This window comes from Paenibacillus sp. FSL L8-0644 (genome assembly GCF_038008165.1).
Classification (GTDB): domain Bacteria; phylum Bacillota; class Bacilli; order Paenibacillales; family Paenibacillaceae; genus Paenibacillus; species Paenibacillus polymyxa_D.
In genome coordinates, this window is record NZ_JBBOYN010000001.1 from 4,075,268 (window position 1) to 4,092,736 (window position 17,469).

Below are 17,469 nucleotides of genomic sequence, written 5' to 3' on the forward strand. Positions count from 1 at the left end.
TATTTTTGGCCACTTTATGCTACTTTCGGGTGGCACCTTATTAACGCTCCATTTAACCCAATGTTACCTGCGCGGCAAAGCGCCGCGTCCTGGCTTGTCTATGGCTGTTGCAACATGCTGTAATAACGTATCAGCATTACGAGTAAGGCTGATTGCCTCCTGCATACTACCGGGAAAAAGCAGCATAGTGCTTCGATGCCCGTCCATTTTTGGGGTTTGACGCATAGCTTCGTCTCTCCTGTCACCCTTAGGCTATCCGCCTGGCTAATCACCAATTGGGATGACATTATGGTCCCTCTGAACAGCTATTTTATTCTACTCAGACCTCGCCGTGAATGTATAGTTACGAACGTTCGGTATCCAAAATCAGTGTGACTGGGCCCCAGTTCGTCAATGAAACATCCATCATAGCCCCAAAAATTCCCGTTTCTACCTTCAGGCCCTTGGCTCGAAGCTGACTGTTGAAGAAATCATACAGCTTCTCCGCTTCCTCAGGTTTGGCCGCCCCCATAAAGTTAGGCCTTCTTCCTTTACGGCAGTCACCATACAACGTAAATTGAGAGACAGACAAAATGGCTCCACCGACATCCAGAACGCTGTCATTCATTTTGCCTTCAGCATCATCAAATATACGTAATCCCGCCGTTTTATCCGCCAAATAAACGGCATCGGCTGCTGTATCTCCCTGACCAATACCAACCAGCAGCATTAATCCGGTTCCAATCTTGCCAACCACCTTTTGATTCACCGTTACCTGAGCGTCTTTACAGCGCTGAATAATGATCTTCATCGACTATCCGATATCTCCTTTAACCTTCCCTTTTAAAAGGTGCTCACAGCCGTACTACGGCTCTTTTAGCAGCCTATGGGTCTTTCTACCCAAGATATGTTACAAAGGCTATAAACCTATCTGTACGCTTCATAAGGTTATTGCATAATCCGATGCACGGTGTATACATCCTTCACCCGTTTAATCCGTTCGACAACAGAATGCAAATGATCCGTGTTGCGAATGAGAATCGTGATGTGAATCATCGCCATTTTATTTTTATCTGTACGACCTGTAACGGCCGAGAAGCTGGTTTTGTTCTCAGAAATGGCCTGAAGCACTTCATTCAGCAAACCGTTGCGATCATGGCCCGTAATCTCAATATCGACACTGTAATTGACTTCCGCTGCTTCTTCCCACTCTACTTCAATCACACGCGCCTGGTCTTCGCCCGTACCCGAAGGAATATTCGGGCAATCCGTCCGGTGAACGGATACGCCGCGTCCACGTGTTACATAGCCAATGATGTCATCTCCCGGTACGGGATTACAACATCGTGCAAAACGAACGAGTAAATTATCGACGCCTCTGACGCTGACACCGTTGGTAGGTGTTTTTTTCCGTTCGCCCTGCGGCTTGTACTCCTTGACCTCGGTCGTCAATTCGATCAACCGTGCCTCTTCTTGTTCCTTACGCAGCTTCTCTGTCAAACGTGTACAGACCTGCGCTGCGGTTATACCACCAAAACCAATCGCAGACAGCATATCTTCGGAATCGTTAAAAGAGAACTTCTGTGCCACTTCCTGAAGCTTGTCGTCGCTCATCCACACCGATGGCTCGATATCGCGTTTTCTTAGCTCACGTTCCAGATTTTCACGGCCTTTTTCAACATTCTCCTCACGCTTTTCTTTCTTGAACCATTGTTTGATTTTACTGCGCGCGTGAGAGGACTGAGCAATTTTGAGCCAGTCCTGACTAGGTCCATAAGAATGTTTGGACGTCATAATTTCGACAATATCCCCAGTTTTAAGCCGATAATCCAAAGGTACGATTCTTCCATTTACCTTAGAGCCAATCGTTCGATTGCCAACTTCGGTATGAATACGGAAAGCAAAGTCCAGCGGAACGGATCCGGCTGGCAACTCAATGACCTCTCCCTTAGGAGTAAACACAAACACAAGGTCTGAGAAAAAGTCCATTTTGAGCGATTCCACAAATTCCGACGCATCCTTCGCTTCATTTTGCAGCTCCAGGATTTCTCGAAAAAAGGTGATTTTATCCTCAAAGTTAGTGTTGTTTGCTCCGTTGCCTTCTTTATAGGCCCAATGGGCCGCAATCCCGAATTCAGCGGTACGATGCATATCCACTGTGCGAATTTGGACCTCGGTAGGCTCCCCGTTAGGACCTACTACTGTCGTATGAAGGGACTGATACATATTGGCCTTAGGCATAGCGATATAATCCTTAAACCGCCCCGGCATCGGCTTCCACAACGTATGGATAATCCCCAGTGTGGCGTAACAGTCTTTAATGTTATCCACAATAATTCGAATCGCCAGCAAATCATATATTTCATTGAACTGCTTGTTCTTCGTCGTCATTTTTTTAAACACACTGTAAATATGTTTAGGGCGTCCGGACAGATCAGCCTGAATGCCCATCTCTTCCAGCTTTTCTCTGATACGCTGTATGACATTATCAATAAACTGCTCCCGCTCTGCCCGCTTCTTATGCATCAAATTAGCAATGCGATAATACTGCTGAGGATTCAGATAGCGCAGAGCAATATCTTCCATTTCCCACTTAATGGCTGAAATACCCAGTCGGTTTGCAACCGGACAGAAAATCTCTAACGTTTCATAAGCAATCCGACGCTGGCTTTCCTCTGACTGATATTTCAAGGTACGCATGTTGTGCAGACGATCTGCTAACTTAATGACAATGACACGAATGTCCTGCGCCATAGCAATAAACATTTTTCGATAATTTTCGTTCTGTTGTTCTTCCTTGGAACGGAACTGGATACGCTCCAGTTTCGTCAGACCATCGACAAGCATCGCACATGTATCGCCAAAATGCTCGCGAATCTGCGCCAAAGACACCGTCGTATCCTCCACAACGTCATGTAAAAGAGCGGCGATAATGGAGATGGTATCCATCTGCATATTAACGACGATATCAGCAACCGCAAGCGGATGCAGAATATAAGGTTCACCGGACTTACGAGTCTGGCCGGAATGGGCCTGTTCGGCAAAATCATAGGCGTCCCTGATGCGGATAAGATCTGCTTCTCTGGTATAGGCCCCGGCCTTTTTAAGTAATTGCTCTATCCCCATTCTGCTCTATTCCGTGTCCTTTCTATGCAAAATGGAACCCGCCGATCAATGTCGCGCAAAGGTTCCCTTTTAAAAGTGATTTCCTACAATTATGACGGTTAGCACGTCACACGTCAACTATTACAGGTTTGGCATTGTAGCATTATTCTGTCACACATGGATAAGTAAAATGAGGAATGTTGACGAATTGAAACGAATTATATTGAAAAAATTACGAAAAGTAATTAATGTATATAAGAATAATTGAAAGAACTAAGGAGTGAACTGCGTTGCAACGCGAAATTCAAGTTAATGAAAAGCTACCGGCAGGACCTGGGTTCCTGCTCAGCGTACAGCATTTGTTTGCCATGTTTGGCAGTACCGTGCTGGTGCCGAATATTTTCGGCGTCGATCCCGGCATGATTTTGCTAATGAACGGTATTGGCACATTGTTGTACATCTGGATCTGCCGTGGCAAAATCCCCGCCTATCTCGGCTCCAGCTTCGCTTTTATCGCTCCCGTCAGTCTTGTGCTTAAAAACAATCCCGGCGGCAACGGCTATGCTATGGCCCTCGGTGCTTTCATCTTTACAGGTATTATTTTCTGCCTCGTCGCACTGGTGATCAAATATGCCGGAACCCGTTGGCTGGACGTCGTTTTTCCTCCAGCTGTTATGGGCTCCATCGTAGCCTTAATCGGTCTGGAGCTGGTTCCGGTTGCAGCAGGCATGGCAGGCATTATCAATGCCGATCCTACTAAAGCATGGACTCCAGATCCCAAAACGATTACTCTTTCGCTCGTTACACTCGGGGTTACTGTTCTGGGTGCGGTGTTGTTTCGCGGGTTTGCCAAAATCATCCATATTCTGATCGGTATCGTAGTGGGCTATGTGCTTGCTTATTTTATGGGCATGGTCAATACACAGGCCATCGCAGACGCTCCTTTTTTCGGACATCCTGCAATTACCACTCCAGTTTTTAATACCTCTGCTATGCTGACGATTCTTCCTGTTGCTCTGGTCGTCATCGTAGAGCATATTGGTCACTTACTTGTGACTAGCAACATTGTCGGGCGTGAGTTGTCCAAAGATCCTGGTCTCCACCGCTCTCTGCTGGGTAACGGTATTTCCACCGTCATTTCGGGTTTTGTCGGTTCTACGCCTAATACGACTTATGGTGAAAATATTGGTGTCATGGCATTAACTAAAGTGTACTCTGTATGGGTTATTGGCGGAGCGGCTATCATTGCCATCCTGCTGTCCTTTTCAGGCACGTTCTCAGCGATTGTTTCTAATATTCCAGCTCCAGTTATGGGTGGCGTATCCTTACTATTATTCGGTGTCATTGCTGCCTCCGGTCTAAGAATCTTCGTTGAGCAAAAGGTTGATTTCGCCAAGCCAACTAACATGCTGCTTGCGACCATCGTGCTTGTTGTCGGAATCAGTGGTACTACGCTCACTTGGGGCGCTGTAACCTTGAAAGGTATGGCATTGGCTACAATCATCGGCATCATCCTCAGCTTGTTCTTCAAGCTGATTGACGTGCTCGGCTGGTCCAACGATAAATCACAGGAACCTTTAACCGAGAAAACACCAGATTGATATCTTTTTTTCAACTTTAAAAGGCCGCTCCATGTTAGTTATGGATCAACACGCTCAGGCTGTATAGACAAGCGTGTAAAGATCCATATCTCAATGGAGCGGCGTTTTTTTATGCACGGCCTTTTTTCTAAAGATATCACACACGAAAGCGAGATACGACCTGATTAAGCGTATCAGAGACACCTGTAAGTGTCTTGACAGAGCTGTCCATACCTTCCAGATCCTTAAGCTGCCGTTCGGATCGTTCCGAGGCTTGCTCTGTACGTTTAGCTGAAGCTTTCGCAATGTCTGCAAGATATCCAATAGAGGCTGCAACTTCCTCTGAACCTGCCGACATTTCTTCTGAGGCAGATGAAACCTCCTGCACTTCTATCGCCACCTGCTGAATATCTTGATTCATCGCAATAAAACGTTCTTCCACCTCAAGTAAAATAGATACTCCTTCATCCATCTCCAGAGCACCCTGCTGCATTCCTTCCAAAGCTAATTTGGTTTCTTCCTGCATGGATCGGATTCGACTCGTAATTTGTTCCGCAGACTCGCTCACGTTTACAGCCAGCTTGCCGATTTCTGAAGCCACCACAGCGAACCCTCGGCCATGCTCCCCTGCACGTGCGGCTTCAATGGAAGCATTCAGTGATAGCAACTTGGTCTGCCCACTAATTTCCTGAATCATTCCAATTATGCTGCCAATTTGGGCGGACCGCTCATTCAATGAGCTTACTACCCTGCCTGCCTCATCCATAGATATTTTCGCTTTATGCATTCCTTGGTTGACCACGGTCAACCGTTCATTTCCTTGTTGTGCCTTATGTTCAATCTCAGTGGTAGCCTCGGATACATGCTGGATAGATTCAGCAATACGCTGTATGCCAACAGCCATTTCTTCCATCGCAGTCGCACTCTCTGCTGCTGCGACCAATTGAAGCTCGGCTCCTTCCTTCACCTGTGCCAGTTCTCCTGCATTATGCTGCGCATCTTTAGTAGCCCCAGAAATCTCTTGGGAAATTTTTATAGATACGCCTGAGATAACATCTGACTCTTCGCTCAAACGTGATGCCATTCCTCTGGTTGCCGCAATCACCTTATTGATCCCGTCAGCCATTTGGCCAAATTCATCCTTACGTTGTTGTGTTAGTTCAACGCTGTAATCCCCATGAGCCATACGATTGGTTATCTGCATAATTTTTTTAATCTCTTTGATCATACCTGAATTGTTAATTAATAACGCTCCCATAATTAGCAAGATGCCTATAACACTAACAATAAGAAGAAGTTTAAGCATTTCGTTCGCAGAGCGGTTCAAATCGGATTCTGGCAGTAATACGCCGATTTTCCATCCGGTTTGTGGGAGTGTTTCGTACATTATCCGGTAGTCCTCACTATCAATGGGTACGGATAGTTGTCCGGACGTACCACTTTGAATAGATTGTGCTGCTTCCGCATTCATCGTTTTTGTTAACGGCTCGCCTGCTTTTAAGGACGGAAGACCGGATGACAAAATGGCTCCATTCTTATCCATCAAGATCGCACTACCGTTAGCACCAAACTTCATTTTTTCAATAAACGTTTGAATGTTTGTCATATTCAGGTCGCCAGTAATGACACCTAACAGCTTCCCTTCCCTGTCATAAAATGCTTTCCCTGCAGTAATCATATTGACTTTCAGTCTGCTATCGTAAAAAGGCTCCGTAAAATTTATTTCCTTACCACGTTCCACGGCTTCTGTATACCATGGCTGTGTTAAGTAGTCATATTGTGGATCATCATATTCAATCGTTTGCTTCACTAGCTGGCCATCTCTATGCACATATATGGAACGGTAAGTCACTCCCGGATCATACGCACCTTTAGCAAAATAAATGCCCAACCCGTATGACATATCATTTAAAGCCAACTCTTGTTCAAAAAAACGTCCATAACCCTCAATGTTCATTCCTGCTCCCAGTTGTTCCGCACTCTTAGTCAGCATCGAAACAAGTAAAGCATGACGATCTACGTTAGCTGCAATATCCGTTTTAACCCTCGACAAGGAATGAGCAGCATTTTGGCTTATTTCCGTATCTAGCTTCTGCTTGGCAAAAAAATAAGACAAAAAGCTGATTAAAATCAGCGTTATAAGTACAAGCGGAATCAAGGTAGAAAATGTCCGTGCCTGTAAACTCTTAAATCGAAATAAACCCAATATGACCACCTCTGCTCCTTTTTAATTATTTATCGACATTTACTTTAAATTTTTTATAACTATTCCCAATAAAAACAGTGGTAATTTGCACCAATCAAACAAAGTCACACCTAAAACGCTTCTAAACAAAATAGCCCGATGGAGCAACTCTTTAGATAAAGAGATGTTCCATCGGACTATTTAGGCAATCCATACATAATTATTTCCCGGGAAACCCGGGTTTCGAAATACTTAATACGTAATCAGGGTGAATACATCTACGTCAGGCAGCTTCGCCCGACCGTTTAGATCAGACAGCTCGATAAGAAAAGCAGCCCCTGCCACATTGCCACCAAGCTGGCGTACCAAGTTCACGGATGTAGCAATAGTTCCACCTGTAGCAAGCAGGTCATCAGCAATCAAAACATTTTGGCCTGGCTCTATAGCATCCTTATGCATCGCCAGCGTATCTTTACCATACTCCAAACCGTATGCTTCCTCAATGGTTTCTCCAGGGAGCTTGCCACTTTTACGGATCGGAATAAAACCAACGCCAAGCGCATAAGCCAGAGGCGCACCGATAACGAATCCACGTGCTTCTGGACCTGCAATCAAATCAATTTTTAAATCCGATACCAATTCCTTCATATCGTTGATAGCCTTGCGGTACAGTTCACCATTTTTCATTAGGGTTGTAATGTCTTTAAAACTAATCCCTGGTTGTGGAAAATCGGAAATCACCCGAATATATTCTTTGTAGTCCAACTTAGTTCCTCCTACTGTAAACTTCAAATTAGTATATACATTTTACAACATAAATTACGAAATAGTATCTCAAGACGCACCCTTCATAAGCGACATAATCCAGCTCGTCATCTGGGTGGTGTCCGCATCCAGCAAATACCGCTCCATTTCAGCCATATTATATAATTCCTGATAGCGCGGAGAAGCAGTTAAATCCCGCTTGGGCGGATTGGATACAAAACGGAATTGACCATCTGTACGCGTCATAAACTCAAGCTCTTCGAAGATGTCCAATACTTTGGATAACATGCGTACTGAACAGGAACACTGACGGCTAAGAGCAGGCAGCATTGCCTTTTCATCAATAGGCTGTGTTCCCAATCGGGAAAGCACAACGTAAATGCGCTTGAACAGCTCTCTGTCTGGGCTTACGAGACGACCGCCACGCTCACTGACCGAATGAAGGAGAAATACGTTTTCTACATTTTCAAAGGTAGACCATAATGCCTGAAACTGATCCGGTGTATCCGGTGGCTCCAGTACGAATAACGACTTCACAGAGTGCTGTGCATCTCTTTGACCATCACTGGGAATAACACTGCCGTCTTTATCGTATAGCCATAAGGATTCAGTGTCCACGGAGCTCGATGGACGAAGCCTAGAAGAAGGGTGGATCAACACCGCAACGTCTTTCTTTCTTTCCTCTATGCGTGGATGAAAGATCTTCAGTCCCCGCTCTAATTCGGCAAAAGGGTCCGACACTCCACGATAATCAAAAATTTGCGGCGCCTGCACTCGAATGTCCTGCATCATGAGCTGGAGAGACCTTTTACCGTTCCATTCGTTAATTGACAATTCACCCAGCAGATCTATCTCCGTTTCTTGCTGTAAAAAATCAGCCAAATCGCCACGACGGAAGGCAATCGCGTCCAGCGATAAACCGTTCTGCTCCAGCAGGAGCTTCACATGATTTTTCTCACGTCCCATTTTACGAGCCTCACGCAATTGCAGACCCTGTAATACGAATCGTGGAGATGGATTCCCCATACCAAAAGGCTGAAGCAACTCCAGTTCTTCAACCACTTGCAAAGATACCTCGTCCAAACGACAGACCATATCAGCCTCAGCTACAGGAATGAGATCGTCTGGTGTCAAAATGGAACCCGCATAGCGGTTCAGCTGCTCTTCAAACAATTCCAGATTATCACAGGACAGCGTCATACCCGCTGCCGAAGGATGACCACCAAAATGCTCCATAAGCTCATGGCTGTCCGTAAGAGCACTGTAAATATCCAATGCAGGAATAGAACGGGCGGAACCTTTGCACATACCTGTCTCAGCATCTATACCCAGAATAATGGTCGGTCGATAATAGCGATCCAACAGCTTGGATGCCACAATTCCGACAACGCCGACATTCCAGCCTTCACCAGCCAATACAATAACTGACGGTAGCTTGCCTCCGTTCAGTTTGGATGCCAATTGTTGCTCGGCTTGCTCCACAATACGTTCGACCACCTGTTGACGCTCACGATTGAGCAGGTCCAGCGCATGCGCAAGTTGGTCTGCTTCTTCCTCTTTTTCTGTCGTCAGCAGAGAAACGGCTCGTCCCGCATGATCCAGGCGCCCGCTGGCATTAATCCGTGGAGCCAAGGCAAATGCAATGTTGACTGAAGTCACTGTAGATATATCTACGCCCGCTACATGGAGCAACGCACGAATCCCCGGAAATGCAGAGTTTCTCATGGATTGAATCCCTCTACGTACCATCGTCCGATTTTCACCATGTAGTGGCATCAGATCGGCTACCGTGCCGATAGCGGCGATTTCAAACCATTCCTCCGGCACTTCGCCCAACAGCGCCTGAGCGAGCTTCAGGGCAACACCAACACCTGCAAGACCTTTAAATGGGTATGGGCAACCGGGGAGCTTCGGATTAATCAAAGTATATGCCTCGGGAAGTACTGCAGGCGGCTCATGATGGTCCGTCACAATAACGTCTATCCCCAAGGAAGTTGCATAAGCAATTTGCTCTACTGCACTAATTCCCGTATCTACCGTAATGACCAGTGTAACTCCCTGCTGATGTGCCCAATCAAGGGCATGGTTATGCAGACCATATCCCTCATTAGAACGATGGGGAATATAAATATCATAGGAAGCCTTTAGAAAACGCATGAGCTGAATCATCAATGATGTACTGGATACGCCGTCCGCATCATAATCGCCATAGATTAATATATGCTCGCCACGTTCCAGAGCCTGGCGAATTCTCGGCACGGCCTCTTTCATACCAAGAAGCAAAAAGGGGTCGTGTACATCGTCCACACTTCCGTACAAAAAGCGGTTTGCTTCCCCGGCGGTAGTGACGCCCCGGTTCACTAAAAGCCGGGACAACAATGGTGAAATCCCCAGTTCTTCTGTCAACAGCTGAGCCGCTTCCAGGTTAGCCTCTGGGGTCTTCCATCTGTACTGCGAATGAAGCAATCCTATTCACCTTTCTTTCATAGTCGTCCTGCCCTATTGAAGCAACGACGACACATCATTATCTGGCAGTTCATGATTGGATTTGTAAGGATATCCGGCTTGATAAGAAATGAACTGCATTTGTACATGGGTCACCTGTGGAAAACGGGCTAACAGTAAATTTTTGGCTCGATCGGCGATTTCCTGCGCTTCCTGTACCGTAATCCGCGGGTTCACACTTATCGTTACATCCACTGTTATGAAATGCCCTGTTTCCTGGGCTTGTAGGTGTTCAACCGTTACAATACCATACACCCGTTGAATCGTCTCCATAAAGCGTCGGGAGTCTTCCTCCTGCAAAGGCTGCGCAGGAACCTGGTAAGCGGTATTCATCACCATCAAATATCCTTTACGCAGCACCAGACAGGCTACGAGCAAAGCTGCGGTTGGATCAAGATATAATAATGCAGGCCATTCCATTGCTTCGCCAGTCATTGCACCGATCATGCCGATCAATGCAATCAACGATGCATACAGCGAGTAACGTTCATGGTTAGCGTACCGATCTGCTTCCTCTTTATGACCATGTTTAATCGAGTAGCGATATTGAAACTGAAATAGCGCTTCTCTCAACACCAACGCAATAAATACGGTAATTAATGCATACAGACCGGGAGCCTGCGGTTCCGAACTGCTTAATGAACGAACCGCCGAGATAGCTAGCTGTAGACCGCTCATCAGCACTAAAATAGCCAGTACCACAGATATGACCATTCGAACCTTTTCACCGTTTCGCAACCGTGCCAGCATTCCGTGCCCTGTAGCACCCTTGGAAAACAGAAGCTCCTGCAAACGGGAAGCACTATCCGCGGCCGTGTGCAGTGCATCCCCCAACAACGCCTTGCTGTTTGCTGCATAACCGACGGTTCCCTTTAGAACAGCCAGCGCGAGATTACCTACAATCCCGCTCAACGCCGCAGTTTCCATTGATCGGCTGCGTTCGCTATTCACAACGTTTCCCCCTCAATCCTGAACTAACCCTTTCCCATTAAAGCTCCATTCTAAAATAACCAAATTTCTCAAAATCAAAAACCATTCACATTTAAGTGCCACTACTGAGCCATACTTAAGGTAAATCTTAAAACCTTAGAAAACCGCGCCCAAGCAGACGCGGCTTTCTCTTTAATTTATACTACTGGTATTTGCGTAACTTAAGACTTTGCAGTTTTGGCCGCGCCCCCGCCAGCTGTCGGAGATTTTTGTTTTCCTTTCAATGCCACCCACAGCGGGCTGGCAATGAAAATGGAGGAATAAGCACCAAACAACAAACCAATGACCATTGCAAGTGAGAACATACGGATCGATTCGCCGCCAAATATGAACAAACATACGGAGGCAATAAACACCGTAAACACGGTTGCAAGTGAACGAGTCATTGTCTGCGCAATACTGTGATCAACTACCTGCTCTAAGTCGTCCCTGGACTTCTTCTTCGCAAATCGTAGATTTTCCCGAATACGGTCAAAAATAACGACGGTGTCATTAATAGAGAAACCAACAATCGTCAGAATTGCCGTAATAAAGGTCAAATCCACCTCAAGCCGGAAAATCGAGAAAATACTGATGACCAGGAAGGCATCATGCAACAACGAAACAATTGCTGCAACGGCAAACCGCCATTCAAAACGGATTGAGATATAAATAGCGATAGCCACAGAAGCCAATAAAATCGCCCATAACGCATTTCGTTCTAGTTCTTGCGCCATTTCCGTATCCACTGTATTGACCTCAAAGGAAGCCTTCGGATCCAGCTGTTTATTAAAAGAAATCTTAAAATCATTCACTTGCTGATCCGTCAAAACCTGTGAGAAGCGAATGCCGAAACGCTCTTTCCCCGGTGTATAATCTACCTCTTTACCGATTTTCTGCTTGTCCAGCAAAGTTTGGATCTGTTCCTGTGTAACAACCTTAGTCAAATTGACATCCACATTGGAACCGGAACGAAAGTCTACCCCGTAATTCAAGCCGAATATTGACAAGCTTAGAATACCAAGCAGTGTGATAATAATCGAGAACGTGTAAAACCACTTGCTCATCTTAATATATTTCAAGTTCCAATTAAAGCGCACTGATATCACTCTCCTTCACACCAAAATACTTGGCCTTCTTCACAGCATCCGCTTTAACCAGCAGATTGAGTAAGAAGCGGGAGAAGAAGATATTCGTCAAAATACTGGTGACAATATCAACGATGAGCACCAAAGCGAATCCTCGAACGGAGCCTGTTCCCAGACCAAACATAACCGCTGCCGCTATAATTGTCGTAACATTGGCATCCATAACGGTACGGAACGAAGCCTTACTACCTGCAATGACAGAAGAACGAATCGTTTTGCCTGACTTGATTTCTTCTTTAATCCGTTCATACGTAATGATGTTGGCATCGACCGCCATCCCGATCCCGAGCACAAAGGCGGCGATACCTGGGAGTGTGAGTACGAATCCACCCAAGTAGAAAATCGCAAGCACTACCCAGGTATGAACGATGAGACAGAAACTGGCCACTAATCCCGGTACACGGAACATTGCAATCATAAATACCAGAATAATGATCGAGCCAATCAACCCAGCACGAATCGTCTGATCCAGTGACAATTGACCCAGCGTAGCACCTACACTCTGAGAATATTTTTCCGTCAGTTTGAGCGGAAGGGCACCCAGATTAATCGTATCCGCCAGTTTATTCGCTTCATCACGAGTGTAGCTACCTGTGATTGACGCGCTACCGTCCGTTAATTCCCCACGCACTGTGGGTGCAGACAGCAATTCCTGATCCAGGAAAATAGCTAATTCTTTATTCAGAAGTCGCTTTGTGATTTCTGCAAATTTAGCTTTGTCCTTGACTTTGATACTAATCTCAGGTTGATTCAGCTGATCATAGCCTACAACAGCGCCATTCTCCACAAAATCATTACCGCGGAGCTCAATTTTGCTGTATTGACCTGGCTTTTTAGCATCTGCTGCCGTTGCACTGCGAAACGTTAATTCTGCAGGCTTTTTCAGCATGGAGCGAACTTCTGCCTCATTAGTGACACCAGCAAGCCGCACGCGAATACGGTTGCTTCCCTCTGTTGTTACTTCCGGCTCAGTCGTACCGAGCGCATTAATCCGTCTCTCCAGACTTTGAGCTGTTTGTATAAGAGACTGTCTGGTTACACTCTGCCCGGCTTCCAAAGGCTGGGCTTCATATAAAATTTCAAAGCCTCCCTTTAAATCGAGGCCTAATTTTAAACTGTTCAGTAGGCCCGGGCTTGTCCCGATCATAACACCAGTAGTTATGAGCACGACCACGATGAAACTTAGAATTCTCTTCATTCCGTCCCATGTTCCCCTTTCATTCTCAATATTCCTATTATAGCTACCCCTCAAAAAGCAGTCAATTTGAACGCAAAAAAAGACCCCCTTCTATTCGAAAGTGGAGCCCCGTAATGCGGACATAGTCAAATAGTTCATAAAGCTCGTCGCTTTAAGGGAAAGTATATCGTTAACGAGCTTGTGCAGCGGAGGAATACCCTCCTTTTCATATTTATGGCTGACGCAATTCCACACGTCCTTACTTGTGACATGCTCATAGCCTACGAGAATCAACTCGTCCGCCTTACTTTGACAAAGCATCTCAATTGCGTCATCCCAATCCTGCTCATCCAGCTCTTCCATACCCACGATGGCCGTTCCTCCTCCCAGCGACTACCGGTTCCGCAGATCAGCAATTAGCGGGGTTATTGACTGCTTTGTAGAACATTTCTGTCCTGATCCTGGAAAACCCTTCTTCTCGTTGAAAATAGCCTTAAATCAACAATATATGCAATCATTTCGCTCGTCAATAGCAGAATTCACCACTCTCCCTCTTGTTGTCTAAATCACTTTGTTTCTGAACGGAAAAGCTTGTCATGAAGATGGACAGGTCCAGCATATCTTCTAAAGTAATGTATAGACGCAGAATTACATTTTGGGGAAGAGGGAGTTGCGATTGAAAAAGCAGACATTCATCCATGGAGCAATTATTTTATTGGCAGCAGGAATTATCAACCGGATACTAGGTTTTATTCCCCGAATCGCACTCCCGCGTATCATCGGCCCCGAAGGAGTTGGCTTGTACCAACAGGGGTATCCCTTTTTTATCGTTCTGGTGACGCTTATTACAGGGGGAATCCCTCTTGCGGTAGCCAAGCTAGTAGCCGAAGCCGAAACGGCGGGACAGCCCGAAATGTCGCGGCGTATTTTGCACACCAGCCTGCGCTTAACCATTACACTCAGTCTGATCGCCATGGTGCTCTGTCTTGTGTTCGCGCCTTGGATCACAAGCCATCTTCTGACCGACAGCCGCGTGTATTATACATTCGTGAGCATGAGCCCAATGATTGTCATTGTAGCTGTTTCTTCAGTTTATAGGGGCTATTTTCAGGGAAAGCAAAATATGATTCCTTCCGCTAGTTCCTCGATTGCCGAGACCGTTATGCGCATTTTTTGTGTCATTTGGTTTGCTTACTTGTTACTTCCCCATGGGGTAGCCTACGCTGCTGCAGGTGCCATGCTCGGTGCTCTGGCGGGCGAATTCATTGGCATGATTGTGCTTCTATGGCAATACGTGTGTAACCAGCGAAAAGATCGCATCCTTCAGCCGAATTCGCCTGGCCCCTCCTCTGAGGTTCATCCCGAGCAATCATCTGTTTTGTCACGTCTTATGTCTATATCCGTTCCCGTGACTGCTGGAAGGCTTGTCGGTTCCTTATCCTATTTGCTCGAATCTATCTTGTGCATGCGCAGCCTCGCCGTAGCAGGCATTGCAACTGGCGTGGCAACCGCACAATATGGAGCCATGCAGGGCATGGTCATTCCTGTGTTATTACTCCCTGGGGTTCTGACCAGTTCATTAGCTGTTTCACTCGTTCCTTCGTTATCCGAAGCAGCGGCTAAGGGGCATATTATAGCCATTCACAAACGTCTACATCAATCGCTTCGGCTCGCTTTGGTTGCAGGAGCCCCATTTGCCGTGATCATGTATGTATTGGCGGAACCTCTGTGTCTGCTACTCTACAATAATGGCGATATTGCAGGAATGCTTAAGCTCATGGCACCTTTTGCTCTTTTTATGTACATTCAGGCCCCGCTTCAGGCAGCACTTCAGGCGTTAGACCGTCCTGGAAGTGCCTTATTAAATACCTTTATCGGAGCCGTTATCAAAATTGTGCTGATCGTCTGGCTTGCATCCCAACCTCAGTACGGTATCTACGGAGCTGTCATCGCCATTTGTATTAACAGTGCCATTGTTACTCTCCTTCATGGCTTCAGTGTCAGCAGGCTACTTCGCTTCCGCGTACGTTTGCTCGATTTCTGGAAGACCGGGATAGGCATGATCATCATGGCAGCAGCAGTGTTATATACCTACAGACATTTAACGATGTTCGACCAAATGTGGCTCCAATTTATTTTTGCCGCAGGCTTGGGAATTATTCTGTACCTTTTCCTGATGACCTTGATCAAAATGATTGATTGGGACAACCTTACACGCATTCCAATCCTGAGAAGATGGTTTAAAGCATAAGAAATCTAATCCGAAGATTTTCCATAGGTCGGTGGTGTAATGTACACATCACCTCTATGGTTAACCGAGCATAAAAAAACATCCTTAAAATCTTTGTGTCCCTTCGCTTGAATTTGATTTTTAAGCCAAAACCGGTTCATATCCATCCGTTCCAAATTTCGATCCAGCACCTTACCATCCATGATTAATGGAATAGGCAGTCCCTCATATCTAAACTTTCCACCGATTTGTGGAGAAGGATGAACTTTATCCACCTGTAGCTCTTTGTTTGCCAAATCTGTTCCGTTTAATTCCTGCTTCATTTTTTCGTGTTCCACTCCATCGTTATCATCCTTACCTATAACCGTTAGCTTACCTGTCGTTTCCAAAATAACATATTCAACTTCGTCCAGACTTTCTATATTTTGTTCACGAAGTTGTAACAGCAAGTCATCCAAATTGTAACGTTGTTTCACCATTTCGTCCTTGTTTAATTGTCCATTAGAGTACAATACACTGGGCCTACCATCAAATAGTAAGCGCAGTCGCCGACTTTTCAGACTGAAATAGGAAATCCCAATTTGCAAAATTAACAGCACTCCTAAAGGAATCAATCCTTCGTAAAGTGGACGTTTTATGTCCTCCAGACTGAATACAGCAATTTCTGCAATCATAATGGATATGACGAGATCGAAAACAGACAATTTACCGATCTCCCTTTTACCCATCAAGCGCATCACTAAATATACAATAAAATACATGAGCAGCGTCCGAAAAATATGAGCAAAAATATCGTGACTCAATATGTTCGCCTCCTCCCCTGTACTTGCAATAAGACATGAGTCGTTCATTGTACACGTATTCTGACCGTTCCTCACTTGGCTCATACAAAAAACAAAAGGCTAAATTATTGAAATAAAGAGAAAGACTGCTTGCGACTTGGTACTAAGCCGGGAGGCTTGGCCATAGAATGATAATAGTTCAAACCTTGGTACAGGAGGAATTATCAATGGAGCTCATTCGCCGCTGGTGTTCGTTTCGTCTGGCCCATCCTATTTTATCCGGCTTATTCTATGCTTTTGCATGGATGCTGCTTGGCGCATTGATTCTTTCACTACTCTTGTGGCTGACACAGATGCAGGAACAGGACTTATCATTGTATACGTACATCGTCCATGCATTCGCCATGCTATCTGGTGGCTTCGTCGCCGGTAAAAGATCCACAAACAAAGGCTGGTATCAAGGCGGTATTACAGGTATCCTGTATGGACTAATCGTTCTGCTGGTCGGTTTTCTGGCATTGGATGCGGGCATGGTCGGCAAGGACCTGTTACACTTAGGTTTCGCGTTTGTCATAGGCGCAGGTGGTGGGATGTTTGGCATTAATCTCAGCAAGTAATCAAAATGTTTGTACCCATGTAATAAAACAACACAAAAAACCGAGCCTCCTCAAAGGCTCGGTTTTTGTATAACGGTCACCAGCATTTTACGATTTGGAAACAACTTCCTCAGATGCCGTGTCTTTTGCAATCGCGTTGCTGATTGCACTGCGGTCAAAGGTCAGCTTCGTGACATCATTCACACGCAAAACTACTACATCATCCGTAATCTCCATAATTGTACCGTGAAGACCTCCGATTGTAATGACTTTATCTCCCTTTTTCAAAGCTTGAAGCATCGTTTGACGTTGCTTTTGTTTTTTCTGATTCGGGCGAATCAGCAAGAAATAGAAGATTACAAACATCAGAGCCAGTGGCCAGATCATTTGAAAAAGTCCGCCAGTTCCACCGGGTGTAGCAGCGGCTGTAGCAAAATGAAACATGTTA

Annotated in this window: 15 protein-coding genes; 3 read left to right on the forward strand and 12 right to left on the reverse strand. The window is 45.7% G+C overall.

Annotated features, from left to right (window positions below):
* Window positions 1-63: 63 nt before the first annotated feature.
* The 3 genes from NSS94_RS18430 to NSS94_RS18440 form a co-directional block, all read right to left on the reverse strand.
* Window positions 64-225, reverse strand: a complete 162-nt coding sequence (locus NSS94_RS18430) for a hypothetical protein (RefSeq protein WP_165150826.1) — start codon at window positions 223-225, stop codon at window positions 64-66.
* 118 nt (window positions 226-343) lie between these two features.
* Window positions 344-790: a D-aminoacyl-tRNA deacylase gene (gene dtd / locus NSS94_RS18435; RefSeq protein WP_069012461.1), complete on the reverse strand. Its 447-nt coding sequence runs from the start codon at window positions 788-790 to the stop codon at window positions 344-346.
* Between the two features lie 137 nt (window positions 791-927).
* Complete coding sequence (locus tag NSS94_RS18440) at window positions 928-3,105, reverse strand: RelA/SpoT family protein (protein ID WP_025720225.1); 2,178 nt, start codon at window positions 3,103-3,105, stop codon at window positions 928-930.
* Between the two features lie 269 nt (window positions 3,106-3,374).
* On the opposite strand from NSS94_RS18440, the gene uraA reads away from it, so the two are divergent.
* A complete protein-coding gene (gene uraA, locus NSS94_RS18445) occupies window positions 3,375-4,685 on the forward strand; it encodes a uracil permease (protein ID WP_341039871.1) in 1,311 nt (436 codons plus the stop codon).
* A gap of 136 nt (window positions 4,686-4,821) precedes the next feature.
* On the opposite strand, the gene NSS94_RS18450 is transcribed toward uraA, so the two are convergent.
* The 7 genes from NSS94_RS18450 to NSS94_RS18480 all read right to left on the reverse strand — a co-directional run bounded on the left by NSS94_RS18450 (window position 4,822) and on the right by NSS94_RS18480 (window position 13,782).
* Window positions 4,822-6,879 (reverse strand): methyl-accepting chemotaxis protein, encoded by a 2,058-nt coding sequence (locus NSS94_RS18450; protein ID WP_341039872.1) that lies wholly within the window; start codon window positions 6,877-6,879, stop codon window positions 4,822-4,824.
* Between the two features lie 222 nt (window positions 6,880-7,101).
* Window positions 7,102-7,614 carry an adenine phosphoribosyltransferase gene (locus NSS94_RS18455; RefSeq protein WP_029514814.1) on the reverse strand — a complete coding sequence of 171 codons (513 nt, stop codon included), beginning with the start codon at window positions 7,612-7,614 and terminating at the stop codon, window positions 7,102-7,104.
* Between the two features lie 69 nt (window positions 7,615-7,683).
* Window positions 7,684-10,080, reverse strand: a complete 2,397-nt coding sequence (gene recJ / locus NSS94_RS18460; RefSeq protein WP_341039873.1) for a single-stranded-DNA-specific exonuclease RecJ — start codon at window positions 10,078-10,080, stop codon at window positions 7,684-7,686.
* Between the two features lie 33 nt (window positions 10,081-10,113).
* Window positions 10,114-11,070: a cation diffusion facilitator family transporter gene (locus NSS94_RS18465; protein WP_341039874.1), complete on the reverse strand. Its 957-nt coding sequence runs from the start codon at window positions 11,068-11,070 to the stop codon at window positions 10,114-10,116.
* Between the two features lie 200 nt (window positions 11,071-11,270).
* Window positions 11,271-12,188: a protein translocase subunit SecF gene (secF, locus tag NSS94_RS18470; RefSeq protein WP_051718082.1), complete on the reverse strand. Its 918-nt coding sequence runs from the start codon at window positions 12,186-12,188 to the stop codon at window positions 11,271-11,273.
* Window positions 12,178-13,434, reverse strand: a complete 1,257-nt coding sequence (gene secD / locus NSS94_RS18475; RefSeq protein ID WP_039275022.1) for a protein translocase subunit SecD — start codon at window positions 13,432-13,434, stop codon at window positions 12,178-12,180. Before secD ends, secF begins: the two co-directional genes overlap by 11 nt.
* Before the next feature lie 90 nt (window positions 13,435-13,524).
* The gene (locus NSS94_RS18480) at window positions 13,525-13,782 is read right to left on the reverse strand and encodes a post-transcriptional regulator (protein ID WP_013311570.1); all 258 of its coding nucleotides are present in this window, start codon (window positions 13,780-13,782) and stop codon (window positions 13,525-13,527) included.
* Between the two features lie 307 nt (window positions 13,783-14,089).
* On the opposite strand from NSS94_RS18480, the gene spoVB reads away from it, so the two are divergent.
* Complete coding sequence (gene spoVB / locus NSS94_RS18485) at window positions 14,090-15,664, forward strand: stage V sporulation protein B (protein WP_341039875.1); 1,575 nt, start codon at window positions 14,090-14,092, stop codon at window positions 15,662-15,664.
* A 5-nt stretch (window positions 15,665-15,669) separates the two neighbouring features.
* On the opposite strand, the gene NSS94_RS18490 is transcribed toward spoVB, so the two are convergent.
* Window positions 15,670-16,446, reverse strand: a complete 777-nt coding sequence (locus tag NSS94_RS18490; protein ID WP_341039876.1) for a DUF421 domain-containing protein — start codon at window positions 16,444-16,446, stop codon at window positions 15,670-15,672.
* A 206-nt stretch (window positions 16,447-16,652) separates the two neighbouring features.
* On the opposite strand from NSS94_RS18490, the gene NSS94_RS18495 reads away from it, so the two are divergent.
* Entirely contained in the window at window positions 16,653-17,042 is a 390-nt protein-coding gene (locus NSS94_RS18495; RefSeq protein ID WP_307347874.1) for a TIGR04086 family membrane protein, read from the forward strand.
* Window positions 17,043-17,129: 87 nt separating this feature from the next.
* On the opposite strand, the gene yajC is transcribed toward NSS94_RS18495, so the two are convergent.
* Complete coding sequence (gene yajC / locus NSS94_RS18500) at window positions 17,130-17,465, reverse strand: preprotein translocase subunit YajC (protein ID WP_029514804.1); 336 nt, start codon at window positions 17,463-17,465, stop codon at window positions 17,130-17,132.
* Between the last annotated feature and the right edge of the window lie 4 nt (window positions 17,466-17,469).

What these genes read in the sequence shown, in the direction of transcription:
- NSS94_RS18430 (WP_165150826.1), bottom strand. Translation starts at nt 225, where the DNA reads ATGCGTCAAACCCCAAAAATGGACGGGCATCGAAGCACTATGCTGCTT.
- dtd (WP_069012461.1), bottom strand. Translation starts at nt 790, where the DNA reads ATGAAGATCATTATTCAGCGCTGTAAAGACGCTCAGGTAACGGTGAAT.
- NSS94_RS18440 (WP_025720225.1), bottom strand. Translation starts at nt 3,105, where the DNA reads ATGGGGATAGAGCAATTACTTAAAAAGGCCGGGGCCTATACCAGAGAA.
- secD (WP_039275022.1), bottom strand. Translation starts at nt 13,434, where the DNA reads ATGAAGAGAATTCTAAGTTTCATCGTGGTCGTGCTCATAACTACTGGT.
- NSS94_RS18495 (WP_307347874.1), top strand. Translation starts at nt 16,653, where the DNA reads ATGGAGCTCATTCGCCGCTGGTGTTCGTTTCGTCTGGCCCATCCTATT.
- yajC (WP_029514804.1), bottom strand. Translation starts at nt 17,465, where the DNA reads ATGTTTCATTTTGCTACAGCCGCTGCTACACCCGGTGGAACTGGCGGA.